The sequence below is a fragment of the Delftia sp. PX-1 genome, from assembly GCF_055797465.1.
The window spans coordinates 5633893-5646571 of record NZ_CP184763.1 but is presented as its reverse complement, the minus strand read 5'-3'; the positions used below and the strand labels follow the sequence as shown (position 1 = coordinate 5646571).

The following is a 12679-nucleotide window of genomic DNA, read 5'->3' as shown; positions in this document are numbered from 1 at the left end:
TCCTCAGCGCTGGCGCGACAGGCGCGGGTCGAGCAGATCGCGCAGCCCGTCGCCCAGCAGGTTGAGCCCGAGCACGGACAGTGCAATGGCCAGGCCCGGCCACACGGCCAGCAGCGGGGCCTGGAACATGAGGGTCTGGGCCTCGCTGAGCATGCGGCCCCAGGAGGCCTGCGGCGGCTGCGTGCCCAGGCCCAGATAGGACAGGGCGGCCTCCGCCAGAATGGCCAGCGCGAACTGTATGGTGGCCTGCACCACCAGCACGGGCAGGATGTTGGGCAGCACATGGCGCCAGGTGATGCTGGCGCGGCCATGGCCGCAGGCGCGTGCAGCCAGCACGTATTCACGTGCCCAGACCGCCTTGGCCGATGCCCGCGTGATGCGCGCAAAGGTGGGAATGTTGAAGATGCCGATGGCAATGATGGCGTTGACGATGCCCGCGCCGAACACGGCCGTGAGCATGATGGCCGATAGCAGCGCAGGAAAGGCGAAACTGAAATCGGCCAGCCGCATGATGGCCTCTTCCACCCAGCCCCGGCAGGCCGCGGCGACCAGTCCCAGCACCACGCCCATCGACAGCCCGATGCCCACGGCGATCACGCCGACCAGGATGGAACTGCGCGCGCCCAGGAACAGCAGCGAGGCCACATCGCGCCCATAGGCATCGGTGCCCAGCCAGTGCAGGCTGCCGGGTGCGGCCAGCTTGGCATCCAGGTCCATGTCGTAGGCCGAGCCCGGCGTCCACCACAAGGACAGCAGCGCGGTGAGCAGCAGCAGCGCGGTCAGCATGGCACCCAGCATGAAGCTGCGGTGGCCCAGCATGCGCCGGCCCAGGCTGGCCGGCCTGCTGAGGGTGACCGCCCGCGTGGGCCGATGGCCCGGTGGCGCAGCGGTCGGCGAAACAGGGTTGCCTGGCTGGCTCATATGTCGCTGGCCTCGATGCGTGGATCAATGGCTGCATACAGCACATCCACGATGAAGTTGATGACCACCACCATGGCCGCCAGCAGCAGCACGCAGTTGCGCACGACGATGAGGTCGCGGTTGGCGATGGACTGGAAGATCAGCCGGCCCAGGCCCGGCAGGTAGAACACGTTCTCCACCACGATGGTGCCGGCCAGCAACTGGGCAAACTGCAGCCCCATGACCGTGAGCACGGGAATCATGGCATTGCGCAGCACGTGGCCCCAGAGCACGGCGCGGCGCGGCAGGCCCTTGGCGCGGGCCGTGCGAACGAAGTCCTCGCGCAGCACTTCCAGCACGGCCGAGCGCGTGATGCGCGCCAGGATGGCCGCCTGCACCACGGCCAGCGAGATCGCCGGCAGCAGCAGGGCCTGCAGTGCGGGCAGGACGCCGCCGCCATCGGCCTCGCTCCAGCCTGGAAAGCCGCCTGCGGAAAACCATTGCAGCTTCACCGAGAACACCAGGATCAGCAGGATGGCGAACCAGAAATTCGGGATGGCAATGCCGATCTGCGCCAGGCCCATGACGCCCAGGTCGCCCCATCGGTTGTGGCGCGAGGCGGCATAGATGCCCGCTGCCAGGGCCAGCACGGTGGTGATGAGCATGGCCATCACGGCCAGCGGGGCGGTCACTGCCAGGCGCTCCAGCACCAGATCGCTGACCGGTGTGCTGTAGGCGTAGCTCAGTCCCATGTCGCCATGCAGCAGCCCCTGCAGCCACTGCAGGTAGCGCTGCCAGGCTGGCTGGTCCAGTCCCAGCTGCTCGGCCAGCGCCTGCACGGCCTCGGGGGCGGCATCGGGCCCCATCAGCGTCTGGGCCGCATTGCCGGGCAGCACTTCCAGCACGCCGAACACCACGGCCGAGGCGCCCAGCAGCGTGGCTGCCAGCATCAGCAGGCGCTTGAGCAGGAAGACGCTCATGGGCAGTCGGCCTTGGCACGGTGTTGGGCTGTCACGTCGGCGGAATGTGTGTGGGTGGTTCTTGGCGGGCCCGAATGGTACTGCGCACGGCCCATGCGCGCAGCATAGCGGCCTTTGAAGGTGCATCGCTCCGTGCCGATCCGGCGCGTATGCTTGCCCGTGCAGCCTTCATGCGTATGAAGGGGGCAGGATAATGGCGCAATGACTGATGCCACCTTGCTGCAAGGCCCGTTCGGGATGCAAGGGCCTGCCCGGCCCGGAGCGTGGCGTGCGCTTGCGAGGGACCTGCCATGGCTTTGATGATCACCGACGAATGCATCAACTGCGATGTCTGCGAACCTGAGTGCCCCAACGATGCAATCTCCATGGGCGAGGAGTACTACGAGATCGAGCACAGCAAGTGCACGGAATGCGTGGGGCATTTCGATGAACCCCAGTGCGTGCAGATCTGCCCCGTGGCCTGCATTCCCGTGAATCCCGCCCACGTGGAAGACCGCGAGACGCTGATGCAGAAATACCTGCGTCTGCAATCCCAGGCTCCCGCCGCTTCCTGATCGCTCAGCCCTTGTCGCTCTCGGCTGTGGCCGGGCGCACGGGCTTGGGGCGTGGAGGCTTGGTGGTGTGGATCAGCAAGGTCGCCTTGTCCATGTCGCCCGCCTGCAGCTCGGGCCAGGCCTTGAGCGAATGGGCAATGCTGTCCTCGATCAGCTGGCGCTGGTCGGGCGCGGGCTTCTTGAGCACCCAGTTGGCGACTTCGGCCTTGTGCCCCGGGTGGCCTATGCCGATGCGCAGCCGCCAGTAGTCGGCCGAGCCCAGCTGGGCATGGATATCGCGCAGGCCGTTGTGGCCGCCGTGGCTGCCGCCGCGCTTGAGCTTGACCTGGCCTGGGGCGAAGTCCAGTTCGTCATGGACCACGAGGACCTCCTCGGGCTGGATCTTGAAAAAGCGCGCCAGCGCGCCCACCGATTTGCCGGACAGGTTCATGAAGGTCTGCGGCTCGAGCAGCCAGACACTCTCGCCACGCACGCTGGCGCGGGCCATGAGGCCGAAGTAGCTGCGCTCGGGCACCAGGTGGACCTTGAGTTCGCGCGCCAGCGCATCTATCCACCAAAAACCCGCGTTGTGGCGGGTGTCCTCATACTCCGGCCCGGGATTGCCCAGGCCGACAAACAATTTGATCATCGGGCGATTATCTCCATGGCGGCCTCAGCAGGCAGGCGATGGTGTTCACCATGCAAAAGGCCCACGCGAGGTGGGCCTTTTGCAGGTTGCGGCAGCCGCAGCCGCCGCAAGGGAAAGCCAAGAATTACTTCTTGCCCTTCTTTGCCGGAGCGGCCGGAGCCGCTGCGGGAGCTGCGGATGCATCAGGAGCCACTTCGGGCAGCTTGATGGAGATCAGGGCCGGGTTCTTGTTGGAGCCGCGCACCACAGCCTTCACGCCGTTGGGCAGCTTGACGTTCTGCAGGCCCAGGGTCGACTTGGAGGTCAGGCCGCTCAGGTCCACCTTGATGAACTCGGGCAGTTGAGCGGGCATGCACACCACGTCCAGTTCATGGATCAGGGGAGTGATGGTGCAGTTCTCGACCTTGACGGCCTGGGACTGTTCCATGCCTTCGAAGTGCAGCGGCACCTTCAGGTGAACCTTGGTCTTGTCGTCAACGCGCTGGAAGTCCACGTGCAGGATCAGCTGCTTGTAGGGGTGGAATTGCACGTCGCGCAGCACGACCTTGGAGGTCTGGCCGTTGACTTCCATGTCCAGAACGCTGGAATGGAACACTTCCTTCTTCAGGGCGTGCCACAGGGCGTTGTGATCGATCTCGATCAGTTGGGCTTCGGCAGCACCGCCGTAGACGATGCCAGGGGCCTTGCCCGAATTGCGCAGACGGCGGCTCGCACCCGTACCTTGCTTGGCGCGCTCAAAAGCGACGAATTGCATAACTAACTCCTAGATGGATGGACCGCGACCAGCCTCATCCGTTGATAAAAGAACGCCTGCCCCGTGCGGAACAGGCTGCTCTTGCGGTGTCCCGGGATGGTCCTGAAACCATCCCGGAACGCGCAAACCTCCCGAAGGAGGTTTGCTGGTTCAGACCACAGGGGCCGATATTTTATTCGGAGAACAGGCTCAGCACCGAATCGCCGGTGGAAATCCGCTGGATTGTCTGGGCAATCAGGGGGGCCACGGACAGTTGGCGGATCTTGCCGCAAGCCTGGGCTTCGGCGCTCAGAGGAATGGTGTTGGTCACCACGACCTCGTCCAGTGCACTGCCGTTGCCGATGCGCTCGATGGCCGGACCCGAGAAGATCGGGTGCGTGCAATAGGCGTAGACGCTCTTGGCACCACGCTGCTTGAGCACTTCGGCTGCCTTCACCAGGGTGCCGGCGGTGTCGATCATGTCATCCATGATCACGCAGTTGCGGCCGTCGATGTCGCCGATCACGTGCATGACTTCGGAGACGTTGGCCTTGGGGCGGCGCTTGTCGATGATGGCCAGGTCGCAGCCCAGCTGCTTGGCCAGCGCACGGGCACGGACCACGCCACCCACGTCGGGCGAGACAACGATCAGGTCTTCGTAGTTCTTCTGGCGCAGATCGCCCAGCAGCACCGGCGTGGCATAGATGTTGTCCACGGGGATGTCGAAGAAACCCTGGATCTGGTCTGCGTGCAAGTCCATGGTCAGCACGCGCTCGACACCCACGGCCTGCAGCATGTTGGCCACGACCTTGGCCGTGATCGGCACGCGGGTGGAGCGCGGGCGGCGGTCCTGGCGGGCATAGCCGAAGTAGGGAATCACCGCGCAGATGCGCTCGGCCGATGCACGCTTGAGGGCGTCCACCATGACCAGCAGTTCCATCAGGTTGTCGTTGGTCGGTGCGCAGGTCGATTGCACGACGAAGACGTCGCGCGTACGCACGTTCTGCTTGATCTCGACGGCGACTTCTCCATCGGAGAAGCGACCCACGTCGGCTGCACCCAGCGTGGTGCCGAGGTGCTGAACGATTTCAGCGGCCATGCCAGGATTGGCATTGCCGGTGAAGACCATGATGTCAGGATGATGTGAATGCATTGAGCGCCCCAGTACGATGGGTTTGCCTTGACGCGAAAGACGTTTGGCAGGGGAGGAAGGACTCGAACCCTCGCATGCCGGAATCAAAATCCGGTGCCTTTACCAACTTGGCGACTCCCCTACACAGGCCCTCTGCCGCAGGCAGACAGCCTATAAACTCTCATCTTTGAGCCAATCCTTGAGGGGATGGGCCTGCAGATTCCTGCAAACTCTGACATTCCAGACGCCTGGGGCATTCTGGAAGTCGATTGTTTGCGTCAGTGGTGCAAATACTGCACTTCCCGAGCCCGTCATTCTAGCACGCAGTTTGAAGGACTTGAGCCAATCAATGGCTTTTTTCACTTCAGGCTGCAGCCTTTCGGCGACGGGCTGCAAGTCGTTCTGGCCAAAGCCATAGTGATCTGCAGCAAAGTCGGCGATTGTAGCATGGGCATGATCGCGCTTGAGGTCGGGGGCGCGGAAGATGGACAGGGTTTCCAGTCCCGCCTCGGGCTTGACCACCACGAACCGCTGGGGCGGCAGGGCATGGCTGTGCTCCAGCGGCGTGATGTGCTCGCCTATGCCCTCCACCCAGGCGGAGCTGCCGCACAGAAAGAAGGGCACATCTGCGCCCAGACCCAGTCCAATGCGTTGCAGTTCGCGCCGGGTCAGGTTCAGTTGCCACAGGCGGTTCAGCGCCATGAGGGTGGATGCCGCATCCGACGATCCTCCGCCCATCCCGGCCTGTGCCGGCAGGCGCTTTTCCACGCCTATGTGCACGCCCTGGCTGCAGCCGGTGGCCTGTTGCAGCGCGCGTGCGGCCCGCATGATGAGGTCGTCGGCAGGAAGGGGCATGCCCGAGAGGTCCTCGCGGCTGACGTTGCCGTCGCCGCGCTTGTCGAAGTGCAGCGTGTCGTGCCAGTCCAGCAGCATGAAGACCGATTGCAGCAGGTGGTAGCCATCGTCTCGGCGGCCGGTGATATGGAGGAACAGGTTGAGCTTGGCCGGAGCCGGCACGTCGTGGAGCGAGCGCATGGGCTGGAGAGGATGAGAGGGGTGGAGGCGGGTGCGGCGGGATGCGGGGCAGAGGGCGCGCCCGGCGCAAATCAGGGTGTGTCGAGCACGATGCGCAGCGCTGCCGGCGGCTGCGGGTCATGGCGCCGGGCGGACAGGCGGCCCTGCTCCATGCGGGAGAGGTCGACCTGCCAGCCTGCGGCTGCGGTGGCCCGGCCCTGCAGCCAGTCGAACAGGGCGGCGATGGGCAGGTCGCTGCCCGTCAGCTCTTGCACCAGCGTGGGCAGCGAGTCCGAGGTCTTGCGGTCCTCGCCTTGCTGCAGGCTGGCCTGTCCTGGCGCCCAGAGCAGGCGCGCCAGCGTCGATCCCAGGGGGGTGAACAGCAGCAACTCGCCGCGCTGGGGGGTGCCCAGCAGCTCGAAGCCTGCGCTGAAGGATTGGTTCTGCGCATCTTCCACCTGCAGCGCCAGTCGGCCCGACCAGTGCCCGGCGGCGGCCGGTGCTGCTGCATCGGCCTGGAGCTGGCGGGGTGGCAGGGCGCAGCCGGCCAGAGTCAGCAGCGCCGTGGCAGCAGCCGTGGCGCACAGCTGCCGGCGGATGAGCATGGGGCGCAAACGATGGGACACGGGGTGGGGCACGGCGCGGCGGCTCAAAGCGAGACGCCCAGGCGGCGCAGGGTGTCGCGCAGCGTGGTGTTGTCGGGGCTGGAGGCCAGGCCCTGGCGCCAGATCTTCTGCGCGCGTTCGCGATCGCCCTTGACCCAGAGCACCTCGCCCAGGTGCGCCGCGATCTCCACGTCGGGGCGGGAGGCGTAGGCGCTTTCAAGCAGCTTGAGCGCTTCGTCCAGGTTGCCTTGGCGGAATTTCACCCAGGCCAGGCTGTCGGTGATGAAGGGGTCGCCTGGCGACATCTCCAGCGCCTTGCCCACGAGCTTTTCTGCTTCGTCCAGATGGATGCCGCGCTCGGCGAAGGAGTAGCCCAGCGCGTTGTAGGCATGCTGGAAGTCGGGCCGGCGCGCGATGATGCCGCGCAGCAGCCGCTCCATTTCGTCATGCTTGCCGATGCGCTCCGCGAGCAGGGCCGTGTCGTAGGCCAGTTCGGCGTCTTCGGGGTCCTGTTTTTGCAGCTCGGCCTGCAGCGCATAGGCCTGGGCATTCTGATTGGCGTCGCGCAACAACTGCACTTCGGCCAGGCGCTTGAGCCGTTGCTGGCTGGGGCCGCTGGCAGGCACGGCTTCGATCAGGGCGCGCGCTTCCTTGAGCTTGCCCTGGCGTGCAAGCAGGCTCGCTCGGCGCGCCTGCACGCTCAGCAGGTTGGGGGCATCGTCGATGCGGCGCAGCAGGGCGTCGGCCTCGTCGAACCTGCCTTGCTTTTCAGCGATCTGTGATTGCAGCAGGTAGTACTGGGACTGGCCGGCGCTGCGCGCCACGCCGGCAGGAATCTGCGGCACGAGCTTGCCGAAGCGCTCGGTGGACGCCTGCGCCGCACCCACATCGTTCGTTTGCAGCTGCAGGGCGGCCAGCGTGGCCCAGGCTTCGGCGTAGTCGGGCGAATCCATGGTGATGGAGACCAGTTGCTGCCGGGCCTCGTCCAGGCGCTGCTGACCCAGCAGCACGCGGGCATAGGCCATGCGCATCTGGGCTGACGGGTTCTTGGCCAGGTAGCGCTTGACGATGGGTTCCGCCTCCGGCATGCCGGCTTCCAGCAGCTCCATGGACAGCAGGGCCACGGGGCCTGTGTCGGGTGTCAGCGCCTGGGCCTTTTGCACGGCCTGCATGGCTGCGGCCTTTTGCCCGGCGCCCAGGCGCATGTGGCCGATGGTGGCCCAGGCCAGCGGGCCGCTGGCCGGATTATCGGTTTCGCCGGCCATAGCCTGCTCGACCACATCGGCAGCAAGGGCCTTGTCGCTGGCGTTGTTGTAGAGCTGGGTGATGCCCAGATAGGTGGCGGGCTTGGACGGAGCGGGCGTGGCCTCGATCTCGCGCTTGAGATAGCTGCCGGTATCGGCGATGCGGTTCAGCGCAACGAGGATCTGGAGCACGAAGCGGTTGGCATCGCGTGACTGGGGAAAGGCGTCCAGCCAGGCGCGGGCATTGGCCAGTGCGCGCTCACCGGAGCGCGACTGCAGCGCCAGTTCCGTGCCACGGCGGTACAGCTGCTCGCTGCCGCTGGTGCGCGCAGCCTCCATCATCATGGCCTGGGCATCGCCCAGCGCGCCTTCGCTGGCAGCGATTTCGCCGACCAGGATCTCGTAGAACAGTTCGGCGTTGAGTGCTGCGCGCTCCTCTTCGGCAGACGCGGCGGCGGACGATGGAGGTTCCGGGGATTCCGTCTCGATGGTGGCTGCGGTCTTGCCAGGCAGAGCCCAGGCAGTGGCGGAACCCATGGCCAGGGCTGCTGCCACGGCGAGTCCCTGAAGGCGAAGGCGATGATCCATCGAATCATAATAATCGAAGCCTCGGCCCGCATTTCGCACAACCTCAGTACAACCCGGATCGCATGCCCGAATTGCCAGAAGTAGAAGTCACGCGGCGTGCGTTCGCCTCGCAGATCGCCGGAGCGCGCATTGAATCCGTGGCGCTGGGCAAGCCATTGCGCTGGCCTCTGGGCATTGCCCCCGAGCTTCTGACCGGGCGCGAGGTGCACAGCGTGCGCCGGCGCGGCAAGTACCTGCTGATGCAGCTGAGCGAAGGCCTGCTCATGCTGCATCTGGGCATGTCGGGCAGCCTGCGTTTCGTGGCGCCGCACGAGCTGCCGCTGGGTCCGGCGGGCGCGCATGACCATTTCGATCTGCACACCAGCAAGGGCCAGCTGCGCCTGCACGATCCGCGCCGGTTCGGTGCGGTGATGTATGTGCCGGCCGAGAACGATCCCTGGGCGCGCAGGCTGCTGGACCATCTGGGAATGGAGCCGCTGGATGACAGCTTCCTGTTCGAGACCTTCAAGGCCGGTCTGAAGGCCAGCCGTACGCCCATCAAGCAATTGCTGCTGAGCGGCAGCGTGGTGGTGGGCGTGGGCAATATCTATGCGTCCGAAGTGCTGTTCATGGCACGCATTGCGCCCACGCAGCCGGCCTGCGAGGTGGGGCCGCGCAAGGTGCGCCGGCTGTTCGAGGAGATTCGCCGCGTGCTGGAACTGGCGGTGGAGCAAGGGGGCACGACGCTGCGTGATTTCTCGGCGCCCGACGGCATGGCAGGCCACTTCCAGCTGCAGGCCAAGGTGTATGGCCGCGAGGGCCAGCCCTGCACGCATTGCGGCTCGCCCATACAGCTGCTGCGCCAGGGCCAGCGCAGCACCTACTTTTGCGCGCGGTGTCAGAAAGCGTGAGATGGCCTCAAAAAGAGGAGCGGATTCTCAACGTCTCGTAACGCTTGTGGAGGCCAATCTGCGCGAGATTCATATCGGGTCTGTGCGGGAGGCTCACATTTCTGAAAAATCACCCCTCAGCCGCGCTGGATTGATGGTGAAATATTGTTTCATTTGTAAATAAACGATGTTTTGCCCTGAATCCCCCCGTTCCAGGGGCCGGCCTTGGGGCGCTGCTGCGGGCAAAACGGGGCGACGGTGCTATATTTTGATGAGAAAAGGCATCACGCTTGCGGCGCAATGTCGAGGCGATCACTAAGCATCGGCAGGCATTGGCGATGCAATGGCGGGGGAAACACGTGGGACCATCATTCAACGAGCAATTCGACCAGCACGGTGCATGGCGCCGTGGCTTTGCGCAGCAATTGCATGCGCTGCGCGAATGGTTGCAGTCCCAGGAGCTGCTGGATGTCGCTGTGCAGGAGCGGCTGCAGCGGCTGGAAGCCCAGGTGCGCGGCGACAAGGTCATGGTGGCCTTCGTGGCCGAGTTCTCCCGCGGCAAGTCCGAGCTGATCAACGCAGTCTTCTTCGCCCACTACGGCCGCCGCCTCATGCCGGCCAGCGCAGGTCGCACCACCATGTGCCCGGCCGAGCTGGGCTGGGAAGCCGAACTGCAGCCCAGCCTGCGCCTGCTGCCCATCGATACGCGCGAATCGCTGGAAAGCCTGGGCCAGTGGCGCGCCCGGCCGGAGGCCTGGCTGCAGCTGCCGCTGGATGTGAACAATGCCCAGCAGATTGCCGACACGCTGGCCAAGGTGGCCGAGGTGCGCAAGGTGTCGGTGGATCTGGCGCGAACCTGGGGCTTCTGGCATGACGATGACCAGGGCGGCAATCCCTTCGTGGATGAGCAGGGCCTGGTGGAGGTGCCCATGTGGCGCCACGCGCTGATCAACATGCCCCATCCCCTGCTCAAGCAGGGGCTGGTCATTCTGGATACGCCCGGCCTGAATGCCGTGGGTGCCGAGCCCGAGCTGACCGTCAACCTCATCCCCCAGGCCCACGCCGTGGTCTTCGTGCTGGCGGCCGATACCGGCGTGACCAAGTCCGACCTGGCCATCTGGCGCGACCATGTGCTGCCGCCCGATGCGGCGTCGGGCCAGCAGGCACTGGCCGATTCGCGTCTGGTGGTGCTCAACAAGATAGATACGCTGTGGGATAGCCTCAGCTCCGCGACGCAGGTGCAGGCCCAGCTGCAGCGCCAGCGCCAGGAATCGGCCCAGATGCTGGGCCTGCCTGTGGAGCGGGTGTTGCCCGTGTCGGCACAAAAGGGCCTGGTGGCCAAGGTGTCCGGCAACGAGGCGCTGCTGCAGGCCAGCGGGCTGCCCATGTTCGAGAACATGCTGGCCGAGGGCATCATGGGCCAGCGCCAGAAGGTGCTGCAGACGGCTGTCAGGGCCAATGTGCAGCAGTTGCAGGTCGAGGTGGAGCGCGTGCTCAATATCCGCCGCCGCGACCTGGACGACCAGATGGCCGAGCTGCGCAGCCTGCGCGGCAAGAACGCCAGCGTGATTGCCTCCATGCGCAACCGCATCGAGAGCGAGCAGCGCGATTTCGATGCCAGCGCCGCCAGGATCCAGGCCGTGCGCCTGGTGCACATGCGCATGCTGCGCGACATCTTCCGGCAGCTCGGTTCCAGCGCGCTCAAGCAGGAACTGGTCGATCTCAAGGAGGCGCTGGAGCAGCGCGGCCTGAAGCTGGGCGCGCGCAAGGTCTACGCGGAAACCTTCGAACGCCTGCGCACCGTGGCGACCCGGGCCCAGGCGCAGGCCGGCGAGATCCAGTCCATGCTGGGCGCGACCTTCAAGGAACTCAATGCCGAGTTCGGCTTCTCGCTGCAGGCTCCTGCGCAGCTGGAGCTGACCGAGTTCGGTGGCGACCTGCAGCGCATCGAGGCCAGCTACACCCAGTACCTGGGCCTGGGCCACGCGCTCAGGCGCAGCAATCCCGCGTTTGCCCAGCGGCTGATCAAGGCCCTTGCCATGCGTCTGCGCACGGTCTTCGAGTCTGCGGCCAACGACGTGGACATGTGGAGCAAGTCCGCCACGGCCCAGCTGGATGCCCAATTGAAAGAGCGCAAGCGCAGCTTTGCCCGCCGCATCGAAGCGGTGGACCGCATCCAGAATGCGGCTTCGGGCCTGGTCGAGCGCATTGCCGAAATCGAGGCCGCCGACGAACAGCTCACGGCCTTGCAGCTGCAGCTGGGACAGGCCACCATGGAACTGCTGCAACCCCTGTCGCCCACGCCCGCCTTCCCCGGCCTGGCAAAGGCTGCACAGGAAACTTCACTGACTGCTTGATATCTTGACCTTTCCCTCGATTGCCACGCCCGTCGTGCAGTGGCAGGCGTCGCATGGACGCAATCACCTGCCCTGGCAGCAGACGCGCGATCCCTACCGCGTCTGGCTCTCTGAAATCATGCTGCAGCAGACCCAGGTGAGCACCGTACTGGGCTACTACCAGCGCTTCCTTGATGCCTTTCCCGATGTCGCCAGCCTCGCGGCCGCGCCGCAGGATGCCGTGCTGGCGCTGTGGAGCGGCCTGGGCTACTACAGCCGCGCGCGCAACCTGCACCGCTGCGCCCAGGCTGTGGTCCAGGAGTGGGGTGGTGCCTTTCCACGCAGGGCCGAGGATCTGGCCACGCTGCCCGGCATAGGCCGGTCCACGGCGGGCGCCATCGCGTCCTTTTGCTTTTCCGAGCGCGTGCCCATCCTCGATGCCAATGTGCGGCGCGTGCTCACGCGCGTGCTGGCCTTCGATGCCGATCTGGCCCTGGCCAGGAACGAGCGCGAACTGTGGGACCTGGCCCAGCAGCTGTGCCCCACCGAGGACCTGCAGCAGGCCATGCCCCGCTATACCCAGGGCCTGATGGACCTGGGTGCCACCATCTGCACGCCGCGCAAGCCCAGCTGCCTGGTCTGTCCGCTGCAGCCGCAGTGCCGGGCGGCCCGCTTCGGCAATCCCGAAAACTACCCCGTGCGCACGCGCAAGCTCAAGCGCAGTTCCGAGGCCTGGTGGCTGCTGATCGCCGTGGACGGGCAAGGCCGCGTCTGGCTGGAGCGCCGCCCGCAGCAGGGCATCTGGGCGGGCCTTTATGCGCCTCCCGTGTTCAATGAACGCGAGGCGCTGGAGCAGGCCGCCGCACGGCACTGGCCCGCCGCACGATCCGCCGACTGGACCGAGCTGCCGGCTTTCCTGCATGTGCTCACCCACCGTGATTTGCATCTGCATCCGGTGCGCGTGCCTGTCCATGGCAGTGGCCCGGATGCTGCCATGGCAGACGGCCAGGGCTGCTGGGCCGATGCCAGGGCCTGGGCCGACATGGGCCTGCCGGCCCCGGTGCGCAAGCTGCTGGATGCGCAGTTTGCGGGCTGA

The 12679-nt window shown here is 65.8% G+C and carries 12 protein-coding genes and 1 tRNA gene; 4 read left to right on the top strand and 9 right to left on the bottom strand.

Translation table 11 applies throughout. The features are described 5' to 3' along the window. Positions 1-3 precede the first annotated feature (3 nt). Positions 4-921 (bottom strand): ABC transporter permease, encoded by a 918-nt coding sequence (locus tag ACN20X_RS25790; RefSeq protein WP_016445693.1) that lies wholly within the window; start codon positions 919-921, stop codon positions 4-6. Next, positions 918-1880, bottom strand: coding sequence for an ABC transporter permease (locus ACN20X_RS25785; RefSeq protein WP_016445694.1), 963 nt, complete (start codon positions 1878-1880; stop codon positions 918-920). The genes ACN20X_RS25790 and ACN20X_RS25785 overlap by 4 nt, the downstream gene beginning before the upstream one ends. Positions 1881-2170: 290 nt before the next feature. Between ACN20X_RS25785 and ACN20X_RS25780 the strand changes: the two genes are divergently transcribed. After that, positions 2171-2434, top strand: a complete 264-nt coding sequence (locus ACN20X_RS25780; protein WP_016445695.1) for a YfhL family 4Fe-4S dicluster ferredoxin — start codon at positions 2171-2173, stop codon at positions 2432-2434. Between the two features lie 4 nt (positions 2435-2438). Here ACN20X_RS25780 and pth read toward each other — a convergent pair whose 3' ends face one another. The 7 genes from pth to ACN20X_RS25745 form a co-directional block, all read right to left on the bottom strand. Beyond that, positions 2439-3062: an aminoacyl-tRNA hydrolase gene (pth, locus tag ACN20X_RS25775; protein ID WP_016445696.1), complete on the bottom strand. Its 624-nt coding sequence runs from the start codon at positions 3060-3062 to the stop codon at positions 2439-2441. 124 nt (positions 3063-3186) lie between these two features. Then, positions 3187-3816 (bottom strand): 50S ribosomal protein L25/general stress protein Ctc, encoded by a 630-nt coding sequence (locus ACN20X_RS25770; RefSeq protein WP_016445697.1) that lies wholly within the window; start codon positions 3814-3816, stop codon positions 3187-3189. Between the two features lie 172 nt (positions 3817-3988). Beyond that, positions 3989-4948 carry a ribose-phosphate pyrophosphokinase gene (locus tag ACN20X_RS25765; protein ID WP_026063011.1) on the bottom strand — a complete coding sequence of 320 codons (960 nt, stop codon included), beginning with the start codon at positions 4946-4948 and terminating at the stop codon, positions 3989-3991. 44 nt (positions 4949-4992) lie between these two features. Continuing rightward, positions 4993-5069, bottom strand: a tRNA-Gln gene (locus tag ACN20X_RS25760). Between the two features lie 29 nt (positions 5070-5098). After that, positions 5099-5962, bottom strand: coding sequence for a 4-(cytidine 5'-diphospho)-2-C-methyl-D-erythritol kinase (ispE, locus tag ACN20X_RS25755; protein WP_016451043.1), 864 nt, complete (start codon positions 5960-5962; stop codon positions 5099-5101). Positions 5963-6033: 71 nt separating this feature from the next. Continuing rightward, a complete protein-coding gene (locus tag ACN20X_RS25750) occupies positions 6034-6546 on the bottom strand; it encodes an outer membrane lipoprotein LolB (RefSeq protein ID WP_047326560.1) in 513 nt (170 codons plus the stop codon). Between the two features lie 44 nt (positions 6547-6590). Further along, positions 6591-8378, bottom strand: coding sequence for a tetratricopeptide repeat protein (locus ACN20X_RS25745; protein ID WP_026062311.1), 1788 nt, complete (start codon positions 8376-8378; stop codon positions 6591-6593). A gap of 62 nt (positions 8379-8440) precedes the next feature. On the opposite strand from ACN20X_RS25745, the gene mutM reads away from it, so the two are divergent. The 3 genes from mutM (at position 8441) to mutY (ending at position 12679) form a co-directional block, all read left to right on the top strand. Continuing rightward, positions 8441-9268 carry a bifunctional DNA-formamidopyrimidine glycosylase/DNA-(apurinic or apyrimidinic site) lyase gene (mutM, locus tag ACN20X_RS25740; protein ID WP_016445702.1) on the top strand — a complete coding sequence of 276 codons (828 nt, stop codon included), beginning with the start codon at positions 8441-8443 and terminating at the stop codon, positions 9266-9268. Positions 9269-9606: 338 nt separating this feature from the next. Further along, on the top strand, positions 9607-11604 hold the full coding sequence (locus ACN20X_RS25735) for a dynamin family protein (RefSeq protein WP_017405122.1): 1998 nt from the start codon (positions 9607-9609) through the stop codon (positions 11602-11604). A 4-nt stretch (positions 11605-11608) separates the two neighbouring features. Further along, positions 11609-12679: an A/G-specific adenine glycosylase gene (mutY, locus tag ACN20X_RS25730; protein WP_016445704.1), complete on the top strand. Its 1071-nt coding sequence runs from the start codon at positions 11609-11611 to the stop codon at positions 12677-12679.